Source organism: Vibrio barjaei (assembly GCF_001639065.2).
GTDB lineage: Bacteria > Pseudomonadota > Gammaproteobacteria > Enterobacterales > Vibrionaceae > Vibrio > Vibrio barjaei.
Genome location: NZ_LQXO02000053.1, coordinates 675,656 through 692,752, shown reverse-complemented (window position 1 = coordinate 692,752; position 17,097 = coordinate 675,656). Strand labels below are relative to the sequence as shown.

17 protein-coding genes are annotated in these 17,097 nt (G+C 44.3%); 9 read left to right on the top strand and 8 right to left on the bottom strand.

All coding sequences use genetic code 11. From position 1 onward, the window contains the following. Positions 1-21 precede the first annotated feature (21 nt). The 5 genes from AWH66_RS23695 to AWH66_RS23675 all read right to left on the bottom strand — a co-directional run bounded on the left by AWH66_RS23695 (position 22) and on the right by AWH66_RS23675 (position 6,386). Entirely contained in the window at positions 22-1,044 is a 1,023-nt protein-coding gene (locus AWH66_RS23695) for a DUF1254 domain-containing protein (protein WP_063603181.1), read from the bottom strand. A gap of 152 nt (positions 1,045-1,196) precedes the next feature. Further along, positions 1,197-2,150, bottom strand: coding sequence for a LysR family transcriptional regulator (locus AWH66_RS23690; protein ID WP_063603182.1), 954 nt, complete (start codon positions 2,148-2,150; stop codon positions 1,197-1,199). Positions 2,151-2,221: 71 nt separating this feature from the next. After that, the gene (locus AWH66_RS23685; RefSeq protein ID WP_038226276.1) at positions 2,222-2,962 is read right to left on the bottom strand and encodes a DeoR/GlpR family DNA-binding transcription regulator; all 741 of its coding nucleotides are present in this window, start codon (positions 2,960-2,962) and stop codon (positions 2,222-2,224) included. Positions 2,963-3,057: 95 nt separating this feature from the next. Further along, on the bottom strand, positions 3,058-5,481 hold the full coding sequence (locus tag AWH66_RS23680) for a formate C-acetyltransferase/glycerol dehydratase family glycyl radical enzyme (protein WP_063603706.1): 2,424 nt from the start codon (positions 5,479-5,481) through the stop codon (positions 3,058-3,060). A gap of 5 nt (positions 5,482-5,486) precedes the next feature. Continuing rightward, positions 5,487-6,386 (bottom strand): glycyl-radical enzyme activating protein, encoded by a 900-nt coding sequence (locus AWH66_RS23675; RefSeq protein WP_063603183.1) that lies wholly within the window; start codon positions 6,384-6,386, stop codon positions 5,487-5,489. A gap of 163 nt (positions 6,387-6,549) precedes the next feature. Here AWH66_RS23675 and AWH66_RS23670 point away from each other — a divergent pair, with 163 nt between their 5' ends. Beyond that, a complete protein-coding gene (locus AWH66_RS23670; protein ID WP_063603184.1) occupies positions 6,550-7,224 on the top strand; it encodes a fructose-6-phosphate aldolase in 675 nt (224 codons plus the stop codon). A 90-nt stretch (positions 7,225-7,314) separates the two neighbouring features. Here AWH66_RS23670 and AWH66_RS23665 read toward each other — a convergent pair whose 3' ends face one another. After that, entirely contained in the window at positions 7,315-7,845 is a 531-nt protein-coding gene (locus tag AWH66_RS23665; protein ID WP_063603185.1) for a dihydrofolate reductase family protein, read from the bottom strand. 87 nt (positions 7,846-7,932) lie between these two features. Between AWH66_RS23665 and AWH66_RS23660 the strand changes: the two genes are divergently transcribed. The 7 genes from AWH66_RS23660 (at position 7,933) to AWH66_RS25785 (ending at position 13,580) form a co-directional block, all read left to right on the top strand. Next, entirely contained in the window at positions 7,933-8,502 is a 570-nt protein-coding gene (locus AWH66_RS23660; protein ID WP_063603186.1) for a TetR/AcrR family transcriptional regulator, read from the top strand. Between the two features lie 41 nt (positions 8,503-8,543). After that, the gene (lhgO, locus tag AWH66_RS23655; protein WP_063603187.1) at positions 8,544-9,770 is read left to right on the top strand and encodes an L-2-hydroxyglutarate oxidase; all 1,227 of its coding nucleotides are present in this window, start codon (positions 8,544-8,546) and stop codon (positions 9,768-9,770) included. 66 nt (positions 9,771-9,836) lie between these two features. Beyond that, entirely contained in the window at positions 9,837-10,292 is a 456-nt protein-coding gene (locus AWH66_RS23650; RefSeq protein ID WP_063603188.1) for a GNAT family N-acetyltransferase, read from the top strand. A 4-nt stretch (positions 10,293-10,296) separates the two neighbouring features. Beyond that, entirely contained in the window at positions 10,297-10,716 is a 420-nt protein-coding gene (locus AWH66_RS23645; RefSeq protein WP_063603189.1) for an N-acetyltransferase, read from the top strand. 67 nt (positions 10,717-10,783) lie between these two features. Beyond that, a complete protein-coding gene (locus tag AWH66_RS23640; protein WP_063603190.1) occupies positions 10,784-11,947 on the top strand; it encodes a MalY/PatB family protein in 1,164 nt (387 codons plus the stop codon). A 155-nt stretch (positions 11,948-12,102) separates the two neighbouring features. After that, the gene (locus AWH66_RS23635) at positions 12,103-13,254 is read left to right on the top strand and encodes an arginase family protein (protein WP_031494544.1); all 1,152 of its coding nucleotides are present in this window, start codon (positions 12,103-12,105) and stop codon (positions 13,252-13,254) included. A gap of 173 nt (positions 13,255-13,427) precedes the next feature. Next, positions 13,428-13,580, top strand: a complete 153-nt coding sequence (locus tag AWH66_RS25785; RefSeq protein WP_006069207.1) for a hypothetical protein — start codon at positions 13,428-13,430, stop codon at positions 13,578-13,580. A gap of 62 nt (positions 13,581-13,642) precedes the next feature. Here AWH66_RS25785 and AWH66_RS23630 read toward each other — a convergent pair whose 3' ends face one another. Beyond that, positions 13,643-15,175 carry a phospholipase D family protein gene (locus tag AWH66_RS23630; RefSeq protein WP_063603191.1) on the bottom strand — a complete coding sequence of 511 codons (1,533 nt, stop codon included), beginning with the start codon at positions 15,173-15,175 and terminating at the stop codon, positions 13,643-13,645. A 206-nt stretch (positions 15,176-15,381) separates the two neighbouring features. Between AWH66_RS23630 and yddG the strand changes: the two genes are divergently transcribed. Next, a complete protein-coding gene (yddG, locus tag AWH66_RS23625) occupies positions 15,382-16,296 on the top strand; it encodes an aromatic amino acid DMT transporter YddG (protein ID WP_063603192.1) in 915 nt (304 codons plus the stop codon). 22 nt (positions 16,297-16,318) lie between these two features. Here yddG and AWH66_RS23620 read toward each other — a convergent pair whose 3' ends face one another. Continuing rightward, positions 16,319-16,999: a cation efflux transmembrane domain-containing protein gene (locus AWH66_RS23620; protein WP_063603193.1), complete on the bottom strand. Its 681-nt coding sequence runs from the start codon at positions 16,997-16,999 to the stop codon at positions 16,319-16,321. Positions 17,000-17,097: the final 98 nt, after the last annotated feature.

Below are 17,097 nucleotides of genomic sequence, written 5' to 3'. Positions count from 1 at the left end.
GTTTTAGGAATCGAGTTAAGGTTATGACTTAACCACGGTTTTCTCTGGTGTGACTTTCCCATCCAGTACTTTTTGGTTCACGCCGTAATAGCGAACGGTAAAAGAGAAGTCTTGGCCGTTGGTGTCAATGTTGTTGACTGCCTCTTGTCCGCAGTTGAAAGAGACAGTGACGGAGCCATCTGCATTTTTCTGCCAGTTATTTGATGATACATGGTTAGCACCATCGATCAGGTAGCGGCTTTGGTCATAGGGTGTAACAGATGTAAAGTACTTGGAGTCAGGACTCTCGAATGTTGTTGTCTGGCACTGATTCGCCTTTAACATGATCGAGTTAGTATATAGGTTAGCGACGTTGGCTTCAGGCGAAGAGCCCCCCCAGCCGTTGGCATTTTCTAAGTTCCACTGATGAAGATCGGTAACGTCAGACGATGAACGTGGAAAAGTGTAAGCGAAGACTTTACCCTGTGTTTCTGCGGTTAACTTTGAAGTCCATGCCTCTACTTCTTTATAGTCGTAGTTTTTGACTTGATAAGTACCAAATTTCAACTGGTCAGTCGTAATTCTGTCCTGAGCTGTTCTCGCCGCATCTAGGCCCTTTTCAGTACCAGTGCGGTAAATCAGAAAGGCATAGTCTGTTTCTACTTTGGTTGTGTAAGAACCTTCACCCACGACGTAATGTTCACCATGTCCCCCCTCATTGACTACTTGAACCGCCATATAGACATCGGTTTGCGGGATATCGAATGTGACAAATCCATTCTGCGCTTCAACAATAGCTACAGAGTAAAGCGTGTCATCATTCATTTGCACGGTAGGGGCGGCTTTACCACGTGGAGGTAGATTTCTCATATGAGTGATGTGCTGGTTAGCTCCGAGTGCTGCCCAATTGCGATAGTTGCGTGCTGTCTCTGCAAACGCGTAGTTTTGCTCGGTTACTTTGATGAATTCGTTGCTGTCACTATTCGTAGTGGTGGTTCCACAGGCGCTGAGTGCAAGGCTTAAGCTGATGATAGAAGTGGCGAGTAACGTTTTCTTGAGTATCATAACTATCTCCGAGGGTAGTAATTAACCAAAGTGACGATTAACTCAACCTTGTATTTAATCGCATTCTTTAACGAGGTTAAGACTACGTAGAGATAGGTATTATTACCAATGATACCTTTTTATTTCAGATATGCATGTAATGTATATCTTAGCTAACTATCTGATACCGATATCTTTTCTGCCAGCGTTTCCAACATTAACGTTTTAAACCACTTATGAGCAGGGCTGCTCAAGGTTCGGCGATGTTCAATCAAATAGATACTGACTAAATAAGGCTTGTCATTAAACGGCTTGATGATCTTGAGATTGGAGCTTTTCTCAAACGTTTGGGCCAAGGCATGGCTCGAAATCATTAATCTATCGGTGTCTTCAAGCGATTCCATCAATGTCGCGAGTTGTCCTGATTTTAATGCGATGTTTCTTGCTAGTCCTTGATTAGCAAGCTCAATATCAATTGGGTTGAGATAATGCTGAGTCGAGCGAACATCTAGAGACAGGTCGACAAATTGATATTCTAAGCAATCATTAATGCTGATGTTCTGTTTATTCCGTAACGGATGGGTACTGGAGCCATAGATAACTGGGTAAGTGCTGCCAATTTGTTGGCAGTGGTATTCTTCACTCTGGTTCGCTTCTTCAACGTGAATTGAAAAGTCTACTTGCCCGTCTTTTAATAATTGCGCAGGATCGAGAGACGACGGGTACTCTTCAAGGGATACATTAGGAGCGACTTCGTTGATCGCTTGAGCTAGGGGAGCAGTGAGAAAGCGGCTCATTAACGGCGGCACAGAAATTCGAAAGACGCGCTCACATTGACTGGGCGAGAAGTTCAGTCCATTAAGTAAGGTATCAATGGATAACAGTATTCGATCGAGTTCGGGCTCCAGTTCTAGGGTTTTGGTGGTAGGTTGCAGGCCATTCGATTCGCGGTAAAACAAAGGATCGTCAAAAAGAGTTCTTAACCGGGAAAGGGTTCGACTCATCGCTGGTTGGGAGAGGTAGAGCTTTTCAGCCGCTCGCGACACATTCCGTTCTTTTATTAGGACGCTGAGTGATACCAGTAAATTTAAGTCTATTCTTGATAGTTCCTGCTCAAGAGTCTTCATATCTTCCTTGCCCGCCATTTATTACACAAAAGCATATCAGTACTAATACTATTGCCTTTGAACTAATATCGCTAGCCGATAATGACTTCAACGTGCTTGGATCGTAAATGTTTAACCATGTTTTCTGGAACTGCGTCATCAGTTAACAAAATGGATATTTCACTGGTGTCGCCAATCGACGACGGAAAGATTTGCCCGAATTTGCTGGAGTCGGTTAAAACAATATTGCGGCGTTTCTTCTGGATGATCGTGTCGGCAATGTCTGCGCGCATCATATCGCGGCTGGTAAATCCGGTATCAATATCAAAGCCATCAATACCTAAAAACGCGGTACTAAAATGAATATTCTCAATGCACAGTTTGGTTAGTGGTCCAACTAAACTTTCACCTTGATGTTGGTAAACACCGCCCAGCAAGATGATGTTGGCTGAGGTATGACGAACGAGATGCGCGATGTAGGCAGAAGGAGTGATGATGGTGACATCACCTCTTTCTGCTAGTGTACGAGCAAGTAACGCATTGGCACTGCCGCCTTCGATAAGCACCGTTTCATTAGCGGCAACAAGATCAGCGGCCTTGTTGGCAAGCTGCTGTTTTATATCGAAATGCACTTCAAGACGAGAGTCGATATCATCACTTTGTAAGGAAACGGCTGCACCATGAACCCGTTTTAAGTAGCCGTTTTGCTCTAGATAATTGAGGTCTTGACGAATAGTTACACCGGAAACACCTGTCAGCTCAGATAGATCGGTGACTTGCACTCGTGTTCTGTCGTTCACTAAGTTTAAGATTTCAGACTGTCTGGAATTCATTGAGGCTCCGAGTGTTTGCATACATCAATTAAGAAGAGGGCCAGTATAGCCCTCTTTCGTTTCAATTTCATTTGAAAGTGTTGATTTGAAACTTGTTATAAGTCGTGCTCGGTACGAGCGATGAGGTCATCCTGCGCGTCAGGAGACAATGCAGTAAAGAACGCCGAGTATCCTGCAACTCGAACCACGAGATCGCGATACTGTTCAGGATTACGTTTGGCCGCCAGTAAGGTGTCTCTCGATACGATATTGTATTGAACGTGCCACCCCTTATGATGATTGAAGAAAGTTCGAATCAACATGGATAGTTTCAGTTTGTCGCTTTCCGACTGCACAGCAGCAGGAGAGAGTTTCTGATTCAACAACACGCCTCCAAGAATCTGATTTGCTTGGATTTTGGCCACTGAGTTGTACACAGCCGTTGGTCCCAAACGATCCGAGCCAGACGATGGGCTTGCTCCTTCAGCAAGTGGCGTTGACGCTTTTCTGCCATCAGGCGTTGCCATTGTCGAGGCTCCGAATGGCACGTTAGCAGAGATGCTAGAGGTCCCCGCATAGTACCCACCGCCAATCGGGCCTCGTCCATGTCGGGTATTAACGAATTGTTTAAGTTCATCAATGTAAACTTGATACGCTTGCGCTAGTAGATGGTCGACGGCGTCATCATCGTTACCATATTTAGGCGCAAAGTTAATCAGCTGGTGGCGCAACTGTTCTTGTTGTGAACCTTCAAAGTTCTCTGCCAGCGCTTTCGCCAATTCCGGCTGGCTGATCTGCTTTTCATCGAACACCAGATGCTTGATAGCTGCCAAGCTGTTACCTAAGTTTGCAATACCCACTTGTAATCCGGATATCCAATCATACTTCGCACCGCCTTCCTTGACAGTTTTGCCACTTGGTAAGCAGTTATCAACCAACGATGAGCAAAAGATATCGTGCGCCTGTTGTTCCAGCACAGAGTCGACAACGGTATCAATTTCAATCGACTTTCTGGTGTAGTAACGGATTTGATCTGCCCAGCTGTGCATTACTTCATCCATACTAGCGAAATTGTTTTTCTCTAGTGATTTACTGTGAGGTAAGAAGCACTCGCCAGACGTGGCATCGACACCTTCATTTAACGCGGCCAATAGGATTCGAGCAAAGTTAATAAAGCTCATACCGGTGCAGCGATAACCCCACTTACCAGGAACCGCGGTTTCAATACAACCAATCGACGCATAGTTGTAGGCATCTTCTCGCTCGACCCCTAGTTTTATAAACTCAGGAATAACGATTTCATCGTTGTTAAACGCCGGCATCCCAAATCCACACTTAATGACTTCGATACAACCCATTAAGAACTCTTGGTTCAGGCCTTCGTGATAGCGAACACTCAAGTTAGGCTGCGTGGAGCGGAGTTGACCACATGACTCAAGAATTGCCCAAGAAAGTGGGTTGACCGCATCCATTGGCACTCCTTTCTCATCAAGCTTTTGACCGCCAATACAGACGTTTTGATAAAGTGGAGAACCAGCCGAGGCTTTGGAATGAGCCCCTGAGCGTATTTTGTTGACTTCCAGCAGTTTTAACCAGCAGCTTTGTAGTAGTTCTGTTGCAAAGCTAGGTTGCAGGGAGCCATTGTTGATATCGGTGATGTAGAAATCATTAAGATATTGGTCCATACGACCAAATGAAACCGAGTGACCGTTTGATTCGATTTGCAGCATCAATTGCACAAAGTAGCTGAGCTGTAATGCTTGCCAGAAATTGCAAGGTGGGTGGTAAGCAATGTGTTCACAGTTTGCGGCAATGGTTTCAAGCTCTAGTTTGCGTTGAGTATCCGACTCCTTTTTCGCCATGCTCAGTGCCAATTCCGAGAAACGCAAAATGTGTTGCTGAATCGCACGTAACACAATATCGACCGACTTATAAAACTGCTCTTTCTTAAGTCCTTCAAAAGTGGAAATATCGTTATTTAAACGGTGATCGTCCACTTCGGTAATGAGCCCATCTAAACCAATGGCGAGAATTTTCTCGTTATCGACTGCTAGGTGAGCGTCACCGGATGTCATATTACCTTCGGCTTTGATAATGGTCGTTGCCAAGATGGCTTGTTGTTCATCGGTGAATAAACCATAGCAACGATCCTGAACCGTTTTACCTCGCCAATATGGGGTAAGGGCGTGAATAACGTCTTTGTCTTGCTCAGTGACAGCAAAGCCTGCTCCTGGTCGGTCAGCAAGCTCATCAATCTCTGCTTCAATCCAACGTACGGTGTACTCAGGGAAGATAGGCGCCGCTCGCAGTTTGCTGGCTTGGTTGCCCACAATTAGCTCGTTATTATCGATCCAAATTGTGCGTGTCGCTAAATGTTCTTCCAGTGCTAGTGCACGTTGGACGATAACTGGCTTGTCTTCATTCTGCTGATAGGCTTTGGTGTATGCTTGCGCACGCTCGGTACAAATAGGTGGCGTAATAATATTAACCAGAGCTTTCTTATGTTCTTGAATACGCTTAGGTAAGTAATTGAGTTCCATAGTCATTAGCCTCTTACAATCACGTTAATATGTGGATACTGCTTGGCGTACTGTCGTGCGTATTCAAGCAGGTCGGGGTTGTTGAGTGGTTCGTCGGAGCATAAATAGGGCATGTCCAACAAACGGTATTTATTGATGCCTAGCGTGTGATAGGGCAGCAGGTGTAGTTCAGTGCAGCTTTCGATACCAGCTGCGAAATCTATAATGTCGTTGAGCTCTTCGGGGGAGTCATTAAAGTCTGGGACCACGGGGACACGAATGATGATTCGTTTTGCAATAGGCGCTAGTTTGTGGAAGTTACTCTTAATACGCTTCAGTGAACCCTGTGCCCAGTCTAAGAATTTTCTTTCGTTGGTATGTTTAAGATCGGTTAGCCAGCAATCAATATAGGGCGCTGCTTGTTCTATGTTTTTCCACGGTACATGCATACACGTTTCTACAGCCGTATTTACGCCTTCCGCTTGGAGTAGCTTGGCTAAGGACGTCACTAAATCCGATTGCATCAATGGTTCGCCACCAGAGAAAGTCACCCCGCCACTACTTTGGTCATAAAACGCCTTATCCTTCATTAAGGTATCGAACAGCACTTTTTGTTGAGCATCTTCACCACACACGGTTAACGCTTGTGTCGGGCACACATTTCGTAATGCAATGACTTGTGAATCATCAAGGGTATCTCTATGTATCTTGATGCCTTCTGGTGTAGCTTCAATTGAAGGGCAAGCGTCCGAACAGCGATGACAGTCACTTAAACAGCTGCGTTTATCGAACAACACAGAATGCTTAGCACTGCGACTTTCTGGGTTTTGGCACCAGGGGCATGCCAAGCTGCACCCCTTGAGAAACAGTAGGCTTCGAATACCATCGCCATCATGAGTAGAGAATCTTTGGATATTAAAATACATGTGTCATCCAATCTTTCATTTTAAGAAGTTATTTACTTTCATTAAGTGAAACTTAATCTCTTCATATGAAGATTGTCTTGATCAAAGTCAAGATCCATCAAATTGGCAAGATCTATATTGTTGGTAACTTGATAATGTTCAAATAAAGGTTTGAGAATAGAAGATGATTGAACTCTACTTAGATACGGCGGATGTCAGCGAGACCGCACGTTTTAACCAATGTTTCCCGTTAAAGGGAGTGACCACCAACCCGACGATTGTCGCTAAATCTAAGGTGGGGCTCACGACGACACTTGCTAATATGACAGAAGTATTGGGTGATACGGCGCGTTTTCACGCTCAAGTGGTGAGTAAAGATCCTCATTCAATGTTAGCGGAAGCAAAGAAGCTAAGTGAACTTCCTTACGATATGGTGATAAAAGTCCCCGCTACGGAGGCTGGGTTAGCTGCTATTAAGTTAATGAAACAAGAGGGTATTCAGGTTCTAGCTACAGCAATATACACGGTGCAGCAAGGATTCATGGCTGCATTGTGTGGCGCCGATTATCTTGCGCCTTACGTTAACCGCATTGATGCTATGAATGGTGATGGTGTCGCAGTGGTTCGTGACCTTCAACTGCTGATTGAAAAGCATGGACTTTCAACAAAAATCCTCGCCGCAAGCTTCAAGAATGTCCAGCAGGCAATGGATGTGATGAAGTTGGGAATTGGTGCTATCACTTTACCAGTTGATGTGGCGGCGCAAATGTTCTCGCATCCCGCCATTGAGCCGGCTGTCACACAGTTTGATAAAGATTGGTCAGGCGTGTTCGGTGACAAGCTTTCATTTGAAAGCTAAAGAATAGAGAGTTGTTCTCACCACACTTTATCTTCGCGAAGGTAGTTCTTTGAGGTGCTAGACAAGCTATCTAGCACCTTTGCAAAATGATTAAACTCTTACATATTGGTTCTTAACAATACAATCAGCGTAACGCTCTGCTGAGACATGTTTGAACTTCAACGGTTTATCGAGCTCGCCAAACAATGGAATGCCGCCGCCAAGCAGAACGGGAATGGTGGTGATTATCATCTCATCAATTAGATCTTCCGCTAAGAAACTCTGAATCGTTTTACCGCCATCGATGTAGAGGTTTTTGTAGCCTTTCGAGTTTAGGTCACTAACGATCTCGCTCAGCTTACCTTTCACCAGAAAGACTTTGTCCTCATAGCCTTCAGGCACTTTAGTAAGTGTATTACTTAACACAAATACCGGCTTAGAGTAGGGCCACTCAATACCAAAACTCAGAACGATTTCTAGAGTGTTTCTACCCATAACGAGTCCATCAATTCGGTCCATAAACTCTGCAAAACCAAAATCTGAGCCCTCAGGGTTTGGCACATCATGTAGCCAATCGAGACCGTTGTTTTTGTCTGCGATATAGCCGTCTAGACTGGTTCCTATGTATACGATATTTGCCATTGTTGAGACTCCGCTATTTGATATTAAAGGTCATTTTGCTATAATTCTACAGCGTAGAAATTAATATTAGTTTAGCTAGGATCTTTTATGACTGTCAAGGCCAAAAAAAGGGGACGTCCAACTAAAGGTAATGTCACGCTGAGCAAAGAAGTGATAGTGGATAACGCAAAACGCTTGATGCAAATGGATGGAAAGATCCCAAGCATCAGAAGGCTAGCGACTGAGCTGAATATAGATGCGATGGCCATCTACTATTACTTCAAAAACAAGGATGAGTTGTTAGAAGCTGTAGCAGTATCTTTGGTTGAGGGGATATATCTGCCGGAGGAAGGACGAGACTGGCAACAGGAGCTGCAGCAACTGGGTTGGAGTTACCTTGAGCTATTGGGACAATACCCGGGCTTGCTAGAAACACTATTCAAGATGAAAACGGCCGGACCCGCTAATGTATTTATCAGTCGGTTTAATCAAGTTATTGAGGAACTTGATCTATCTACGACAGAGAAGCAAAACGCAGTGAGCTTACTTGCGGATTACTTGCACGGATTCGCATTCTCTATGCAGTTTTCCGAGATTGATCAGCAAGCGAAGTACGATATTTATCAGGGGTCAATAACGCTGTACTTAAAAGCTGTGACACCTTCACTTTCCTCTTAGTGACCAGCGGAGTAAGGTAGTGAATATCGAGTTTCACAAGGATGAGAGACATGTACGACTTTATTGTGGTTGGTGGTGGCATTGTAGGTGTATCGACCGCATGGCAGCTTAAGCAACGTTATCCCGATAGTTCTGTTCTGGTTGTGGAAAAAGAATCGCATGTAGCGCAGCATCAAACCGGACACAATAGCGGCGTTGTTCACGCAGGTGTTTACTATCAACCCGGCAGTTTAAAAGCGGATTTCTGTAAGCGTGGTCTTAAAGCGACGATAGAATTTTGTCATCAACACCAAATACCCGTAGAAAACTGTGGCAAGCTACTCGTTGCGACCTCTGAGCTAGAAATGCAACGGATGCAAAGTTTGTATCAACGCTGCCTACAAAATGGAATTGAGGTCGAGCTTATTGATCAAAAGCAGTTAGCAGCGTTAGAGCCCAATATATCAGGACTGGGAGCTATTCGAGTGACCGAAACTAGCATTGTTGATTATCGAAAGGTTACCGAAGTGATGGCACAGCAATTTTCGCTATTGGGTGGTGTCGTGCGGCTATCAACGTCTGTAAAAGCAATGCAGGAGTATGACGACCATGTGACGTTAACCTGCTTGCACAACGGTGTTTTAAGCACACTGAAATGTCGACAACTAGTGGTTTGCGCGGGCTTAATGGCGGATCGAATGGCCACTATGATAGGCATTAAAATCGACTTTCAAATCATTCCTTATCGCGGTGAATACTATCGGCTTGCGGATAAGCATCGTGATGTTGTTAACCACCTTATCTATCCTATCCCTGACCCCGAGCTACCGTTCTTGGGTGTTCACTTAACCAAAATGATTGATGGCTCCATTACCGTTGGCCCTAATGCGGTGCAAGGATGGAAACGAGAAGGTTACGGCTCACTTAACATTGATTGGCGTGACTGTTGGCAAATGCTGACATTTTCTGGTTACTGGAAAGTTACGTTGCAGCATTTAAGGGCTGGATTGTTTGAATTCAAAAACTCGATTTGGAAGCCTGGTTACTTGGAGTTAGTGCACAAGTACTGTCCGTCGATTGCCTTGGGTGATCTTAAACCTTACCCAGCTGGAATTCGTGCGCAGGCCGTCAAAGCAGATGGGTCGTTAGTGCACGACTTTTTATTTGCTCAAACTTCTAGAAGCTTGCATGTCTGTAACGCGCCTTCTCCTGCAGCGACATCGGCCATACCGATTGGTGAATATATTTGTGACAAGGTAGCGCAGCAACTTGTTGATTTTAAGCTGTAAAGCTATAGTCATGAATGGTCTGCATAATTAACGATACCTTTCTCAATTTGAATAAATGAATGTGTTATGACTATAGAAATCCGTATTGCTCACTCTGATGATCTGCCTTCAATACTGCCTCTGTTTTGGGATGATAGACCCGAATTAAAGCAAGCCTGCGATGGGCAAATTACTGACGATATGTATCGGATATTTGACCATTTTGCGACGTCTAAGGATCATTTCCTATATGTTGCTACTATCGATGACGTCGTCGTTGGGACGTTGCAACTGAGTTTTATTCCTCAATTTACTTACAATGGCGAAATACGAGCTAATATTGAAGGCGTGTTTGTCGCAAATCATGCTCAAGGAAAAGGTGTGGGGGCTACTTTGGTTGAGTTTGCTATTGAGCAATCTAGATATCAAGGGTGCAAGATAGTTCAACTTGTCAGTAATCAAGTTCGTGAACGTGCCCATCAGTTTTATGAGCGTCTTGGTTTCGAAAAAAGTCACTACGGATTCAAATATTATATGGAATAGGTCAATGATCAGAGAGTTTACCGAAGAAGATTTAGATTGTGTGTTAAAGATCTGGCTCAGTGCGTCAGTAGAAGCGCATGATTTTGTTGAGCCGCTATTCTGGCACCAACGCGTAGACGAGATGCGTAATAAATACCTTCCGAACTCAGACACCTTTGTATACGAGCGAGCTGGACGGGTTTTGGGTTTCTATTCTTTGGTAAATACCAATTTAGCGGCCTTGTTTGTTGACCCACAAGCACAAGGTGACGGCATTGGGATGCGTTTAATTACGGATGCCAAAGAGAAAAGCCAAGCGTTATCCCTTTCGGTGTATAAACACAACTGTCGTGCAATAGGCTTTTATCATCGCTGTGGTTTTAGCATTGTTGATGAAAGCCTTGATCCGCACACAGGTCACATTCAGTTGACAATGTCGAGCTAACCCTCTGGTTCGCCGAATATCAACAAGTTAAACTGTTTTTCCAACGATATAGACGGTGAAATAAGCGATGTTTGACTTCGATGAGATTGTAGAGCGTAGAGGTACCAATTCGGCTAAATGGGATGAGATGGAGAGCAGTTTTGGTGTTTCTCCTGATGAAGGGCTACCCATGTGGGTCGCAGATATGGATTTTAAAGCTCCGCCTGCCGTCAATCAGGCTTTAATCGAAGCTGCGGACAACGGGGTTAATGGTTACTATGGTGATGACTGTCGTTATAAAACTGCCGTTATTGATTGGATGAGCAAGCGACACCAGTGGAATGTTGAGTCCGAGTGGATAGTAACCTGTGCAGGATTGGTGCAAGGTACGGCACTCTGTGTTCAGGCGTATAGTGAGCCTGGTGATGGCGTTATTTTGTTTACTCCGGTCTATCATGCTTTCTCGCGCGTTATCAATGCCAATAAGCGTGTTGTGGTAGAGAGTCCTCTAGTACAGGAAGACGGTCACTACAAAATGGATCTACCAGCTTTAGCGGCTAATCTTAATGGGCGAGAAAAGATGGTTATCTTATGTTCCCCGCATAATCCCGGCGGCCGTGTTTGGAGTGCCGATGAAATCCGTGAGGTAGCCGATTTTTGTGATCAACATGACTTGGTATTAGTGGTGGATGAAATTCATCATGATCTGGTTTTCCCTCCTAATAAGCACATTGTGGCAACACTCGCAGCTCCTAAACATGAACAGAATATGGTCATCCTTGCGGCGACAACCAAGACATTCAACATTGCCTCCGCTTTGACCGGTGCCGCCATCATCCCAAATGAAACGCTGCGAGCTCAGTATGCGAGTGTTCTTAATGCTGCGGGCATTGGACCCAATCGTATCGGTATGCTGATGGCAACGGCCGCTTATGAACAGGGTGAAGCATGGTTAGAAGCGCTGGTGGAATACTTGGATGAGAACCGTCGTCTCTTTGATGATGCGATTAATGCGATCGATGGATTGCAATCTATGACTTTGCAAGCGACGTATTTATCGTGGGTAGACTTTTCAGGTACAGGTTTAACCCCTGATCAAGTGATTGAAAAAGTCCAGAGTGAGGCCAAAATTGCTGCGAACCATGGCTCGTCATTCGGTACGGGTGGTGAACAGTTTTTGCGATTTAATCTAGCAACACCGAGAGCGCGAGTGGTAGAAGCCATTGAGCGACTACAGCGAGTATTCGCTTAGCCTGACATCAAGAAAATGGTGGTGCAACTTACTATTGGTAACCCTGATCCCAGACGACGTGTCAGGGTTACTTAAGTAACATACCCCTTGCTACTGGTTTTGCCATAACAGAGTCGCTAAAGTGATGATGTTCAACAGAAATGAGAGGCAATACCATGTCTAATGTTAAGAAGTGGCCAGCAATTGACCCAGAGAAAGTTGCTAAATATAAACATATTTGGGAAAACGTATCGGCAGCAGATAACCTTGATCCTGAAGTAGCGGCTTACTTAGCTCGTGTTAAAGAGCAAGGTGGTGGCAAAGGTATCGAGCAGATGAGTTTCATCAATAAAGATTACCTAGGCTTCTATCAAGCGCCGTTCTCGCAAGATTTGGATAACACTGATGTTGTTATCTACGGAATGGGTATTGAGAAATGCTCTCCAACTGGTTCTTCTCACAAGTTCGCACCACAGCGTCTACGTCACCTGAGTAAAATGGGGATGGGAACGGTTGGTGATAACGGTGAAATTCCATTCGAATGGTGCCGCGTTTCTGACTATGGTAACTGGGACAGCTTAGGTCAATTTGAACTAAAAGCAGAAGTCGAGCAGTTAACCGAGCTTCTACACCACATGGTGGTCGAAAAAGACTGTACGCCACTGATTTTTGGTGGTGACCACACAATTCCATATCCAACGATGCGTGCACTTGGCGAGAAGTATGGTCCTTTGCGAGTGATTCACTTCGATGCACACTACGATTTGTCGACACGTGCAGACTTTGATTACCCGTACACATCAGGTCACTGGTTACCAAAGCTTTACTCTGAAGGTTTAGCGGACCCAGAGCGTACGGTACAAATTGGTATGCGTGGTCGTCAAACGGCTCTAGTAAAAGGTAACCATATCGCATTTGGTACTACAGGCTTCACCACCAATGAAGTGTACGAGCAAGGTGTAGATGCAGTTGCGGATAAGATCATCGAGCTTTGTGGTGATGGTGGTCCGGTATACTTTACCTTTGACCTTGATGCACTGGATACTGCATTCTGTCGTTCAAACTCGAGCCCAGATCCGTTCGGCCTTACTCACCTGCAAGTTTACGATATTATTCGTAAAGTAAAGGCATCCGGCAAAGTACGTTTGGTGGGAGCAGATATTGCAGAATACACGCCAGATACGGATCCAACTGACAAAGATGGCATCATTGCTGCCGGCTTTGGTTGGGAACTTCTATGCTGGTTAGCTGAAGAGCGTAAGAAAGAAAACGGTGGTGAGAATCGCCACACGGTTTGGCATCAAGCATTTGGTTCAGTGTCACTGTAAAATACTGATTATGAATAGTAAAAACCACCGCTGAAGCGGTGGTTTTTTATGTCTATCACAACAAAATAATCTTGTCCAAACGACAAAAAATCAGATTAGTTCAAACGCATCAACTTTGCTTCAATAGCGCCCGAAAGATTGCTGTTAATCTTATTTCCAATTAAGGGTTCAAAATGTTTGCTATTGATGATGTTGTTGTTGCAACAAAAGGTATCGATCTAGGTCAGATGGTTGTTACTGGTTTGAGCAGTGGTGGCTACTACGTTCACGTTAAAGTAGACGGCATGTCTCTAACTTACCCAGCACGTGATCTTAAGAAAGCATAATCACTTTCAAGATTGAGAAAAAAGGTAGCCAAGGCTACCTTTTTTAGTTTTTATCCCATCCATTAGAGCTGTTCTTCAATGGGTAGTATGCCACTGAACCAAGCGCCCATTTTGCGCCAGACACTGGCATCAGGTTCAGAGGTGAGTGTATTGCCTGTTGAATGATCTATCCAAACCACATCACCATCTTTGATGGCAATCTCATACGCAGTAGTGGGTATTTCTCGCATAATTTCATCATAGACTTTTTGTGCGTATTCTGGCTGTTCAACAACGACGCCCATTTCCGTATTCAAGTGCGCGGAACGTGGGTCCAAGTTCATTGAGCCTACAAAGATCTTGGTTTTGTCGATAACCATGGCCTTGGTGTGCAGGCTTGAACGGCTACTTCCTGTCAGGCTCCAGTTCTTCTTGATTTCTGCATGAGATTTTACTTCCCATAGCTGCACGCCGCCTTCCACTAAATCTTTACGGTATTTGGCGTACCAACCATGAACGGCAAATACATCATTGGAAGCCAAAGAGTTTGTTATAATGACGACTTCCAGGCCATCTTTGACGGCATTGACCAACTCTTGGGTCCCGCGCTCTGTGGGAACGAAGTAAGGTGAAATGAATACTAAAGAAGTTTCTCCTTCATCTAATACGGCGCCCAAGCTATCGATTAAGGTACTTTGTTTGCTATCCGGTTTATTTGGTAGGTCATACAACAAGTCGCTTTCTCCCCAATACAAATCAATGGTTCCATTGATTAGATCGGTATAAAGAGGCAGCTTAGCAAAGTCATAAACACCGCCTGAGAACTTCGCTTCTAACCCTAGACTTTTAACCCAAGTTTCTACATCTGCGTCAGTGTAGTGTTCCATCTGAGGTGTTATCCATTCAATAGGGACGCTGTAATCGCTATTCCAATAGAGATCAAATTGGCGATTTACCTGTCGAACTGATTTCCCAACCATAAGTAGGTCTAGATCGGCGAACTCGACTGTTGATTCTATGGAGTAGTATTCGTTGCCAACGTTTCTTCCACCAACAATGGAAACCACACCATCTACGGTCAGTGACTTATTGTGCATGCGGTGGTTGAGTCGCTCAAAATCACTAAGCATCGCGATGCCACGAGCCGAGCGTAAGTGATGCGGATTGAACATACGTACTTCGATATTTGGATGACTGCTAAAGCGCACTAGATCACTGTCGTTGTACTTTTGCATGTCATCCAGTAGCAACCTAACTCTAACTCCCCGTTCTGCTGCTTCGAATAGACGCCAAGCAATTAAGTTGCCGGCTTCGTCATCACGGAAAATATAGTATTGAACATCAATGCTGGATTGTGCTGTTTCAATGATGGCTAGACGAGCAAGCAATGCGTCATGACCTTTGTCTAGCGGGTAGAACCCCGTTTCTGTGGTCAATGAATGTGAAGCGACTTCCCGCGAAAAATAGTCGTCCAGGCGTGTTGGTGTGTCATTGATGATTGTATAGGACGGTTTTTTTTCGTACCTCGATGGATCAATGCTTGATGATACACATCCACTTAAGACAATAATCAGTAAAACAGAAAACAGGTTTTTTATAGACAAAAAATTGAGCATAGTTAAAGTGTTACTTTAAATTGTGATTTCCTAAAAATGCAGAGCGAGTTTAGCCACTTCCATTGGCAAATGCACTGTATCCTCAGGCTTTTGACTGATATTTTTCACACTTGCTTAATCTAAGGTTAATAGAAACCCACATAGTTGCATAGTAATTGCTGATATCAGTTTATATAAAATTAGCTGCCATTATTTAAGGAGAGATTATGGCTGGACTTGGTTCAAACAAATACACGCTATTTGGAGTTGCTGCAATATTATTGTGGAGCACATTAATGGCATTGACTCGTAATATTGCTGAGTTGTTTGGGCCAATTGGTGGAGCAGCGATGTTGTACACTGTGAGTACTATTTCACTTGCTATGGTGATGGGAATTCCTAAGCTTTCAGACTTCAATCGCAAGTATCTTTTACTAGGTGGAGCACTCTTTGTAAGTTACGAAATCTTCTTGGCTCTCGCGCTAGGAATGGCAAATGACCGTCATCAAGCGATGGAAATGGCGGTGATCAACTATCTGTGGCCAGCCCTAACGGTATTGCTTGCCGTTGTATCGACTAAACGCAAAGTCAGTGCTCTGGTGTATCCGAGTGTATTGGTGGCATTTGTTGGCGTCGCATGGTGTATTTCGGGGGACTCTGGTTTAGCGTTGTCTGTACTTGCAGCAAATATTGCGACGAATCCGATTACCTATTTTATGGCATTTAGTGCGGCGTTTATTTGGGCATTTTACTGTAATATCACTCCGAAAATGAGTAATGGGAAGAATGCCATAGTATTATTTTTTGCCGCGACAGCCATCACCCTGTGGATTCAATATGGATTCAGCTCTGAAAGTGGAATGACATTTACGCTCTCGTCTGTATCAACATTATTGATATCAGGAGTGGTCATGGGAGCGGGTTATGCACTGTGGAATCAAGCTATCATTGGCGGAAATATGGTGCTTCTTGCGACCTTCTCTTACTTTACGCCAGTATTTTCGACGATCTTCTCTTCATTCTATTTATCGGTTGCTTTAGGCGCTTCATTTTGGCAAGGCGTGGCATTGGTAACGATAGGGTCACTTGTGTGTTATTGGGCCACAAAAGAAAAGCCAGAGCATGAAGATGTTCCGGCTTAAATGAAGTCTTATTGAATTTTGGTTAAGCGTTAGACGCCGATACTTGCTTACTTTGTGGGCTCGAAAGCTGTTCACATGCGTCCTTTAACATGACGGCAGGCACCTTAATAAAATACGCTGAGATCAAAATCATCATCACTGGGTCAGCATAGACGCTGTATGTGGCTAATGGCGATTGCTCTAGTACCCAAGCTGCAATGAAGCCCGTCATTACGGCGACACTTAACATAGTGTCCATTTGCCATTGTTTTGTTTCAGCATCAATAAGATTTGAGTTCAGAGCTACGTTTTTCTTAGCGATGTACCACCATGAAAGTGCACAGCCGATAACGTTAAACAGCCCAAATATGGTTGCAATAGACGTATCTACAGGGCGGCCACCACCAAGTATTGCTATTACTGCAGAATATAACGACGCCAATACAATAAGTAGAATCACAGAAGCTTTAATGGCGATCACGGCACCTTCAACGGTTGTACGGCCGTATTTAGCGAGCGTACTGTTTGGCTTTTTCAACTGTGTCGCAGCAACCAGCGACAATAAAGTTAACAGCAGGCTGACTAATGAATACACACCATCAAAAGCGATGACTAACGAGCCCATTACCACACCGACAACAAGTCCTGCGATAGCAAAGCCCGTTGCAATAATGGCTGATACTGTCAGAGTTTTTGACTCATTATGTGGTTTATTGGGATACATACGATTTACCTTCTTTAAAATCTGTATCCATTGTTGAGCTAGGTTGGTTATCTTTCAAACAAAAGTTTGCTAAATATGACTAGGAAATCTGATGGTGT

What these genes read in the sequence shown, in the direction of transcription:
- AWH66_RS23695 (WP_063603181.1), bottom strand. Translation starts at nt 1,044, where the DNA reads ATGATACTCAAGAAAACGTTACTCGCCACTTCTATCATCAGCTTAAGC.
- AWH66_RS23690 (WP_063603182.1), bottom strand. Translation starts at nt 2,150, where the DNA reads ATGAAGACTCTTGAGCAGGAACTATCAAGAATAGACTTAAATTTACTG.
- AWH66_RS23685 (WP_038226276.1), bottom strand. Translation starts at nt 2,962, where the DNA reads ATGAATTCCAGACAGTCTGAAATCTTAAACTTAGTGAACGACAGAACA.
- AWH66_RS23680 (WP_063603706.1), bottom strand. Translation starts at nt 5,481, where the DNA reads ATGGAACTCAATTACTTACCTAAGCGTATTCAAGAACATAAGAAAGCT.
- AWH66_RS23675 (WP_063603183.1), bottom strand. Translation starts at nt 6,386, where the DNA reads ATGTATTTTAATATCCAAAGATTCTCTACTCATGATGGCGATGGTATT.
- AWH66_RS23670 (WP_063603184.1), top strand. Translation starts at nt 6,550, where the DNA reads ATGATTGAACTCTACTTAGATACGGCGGATGTCAGCGAGACCGCACGT.
- AWH66_RS23665 (WP_063603185.1), bottom strand. Translation starts at nt 7,845, where the DNA reads ATGGCAAATATCGTATACATAGGAACCAGTCTAGACGGCTATATCGCA.
- AWH66_RS23660 (WP_063603186.1), top strand. Translation starts at nt 7,933, where the DNA reads ATGACTGTCAAGGCCAAAAAAAGGGGACGTCCAACTAAAGGTAATGTC.
- lhgO (WP_063603187.1), top strand. Translation starts at nt 8,544, where the DNA reads ATGAGAGACATGTACGACTTTATTGTGGTTGGTGGTGGCATTGTAGGT.
- AWH66_RS23650 (WP_063603188.1), top strand. Translation starts at nt 9,837, where the DNA reads ATGACTATAGAAATCCGTATTGCTCACTCTGATGATCTGCCTTCAATA.
- AWH66_RS23645 (WP_063603189.1), top strand. Translation starts at nt 10,297, where the DNA reads ATGATCAGAGAGTTTACCGAAGAAGATTTAGATTGTGTGTTAAAGATC.
- AWH66_RS23640 (WP_063603190.1), top strand. Translation starts at nt 10,784, where the DNA reads ATGTTTGACTTCGATGAGATTGTAGAGCGTAGAGGTACCAATTCGGCT.
- AWH66_RS23635 (WP_031494544.1), top strand. Translation starts at nt 12,103, where the DNA reads ATGTCTAATGTTAAGAAGTGGCCAGCAATTGACCCAGAGAAAGTTGCT.
- AWH66_RS25785 (WP_006069207.1), top strand. Translation starts at nt 13,428, where the DNA reads ATGTTTGCTATTGATGATGTTGTTGTTGCAACAAAAGGTATCGATCTA.
- AWH66_RS23630 (WP_063603191.1), bottom strand. Translation starts at nt 15,175, where the DNA reads ATGCTCAATTTTTTGTCTATAAAAAACCTGTTTTCTGTTTTACTGATT.
- yddG (WP_063603192.1), top strand. Translation starts at nt 15,382, where the DNA reads ATGGCTGGACTTGGTTCAAACAAATACACGCTATTTGGAGTTGCTGCA.
- AWH66_RS23620 (WP_063603193.1), bottom strand. Translation starts at nt 16,999, where the DNA reads ATGTATCCCAATAAACCACATAATGAGTCAAAAACTCTGACAGTATCA.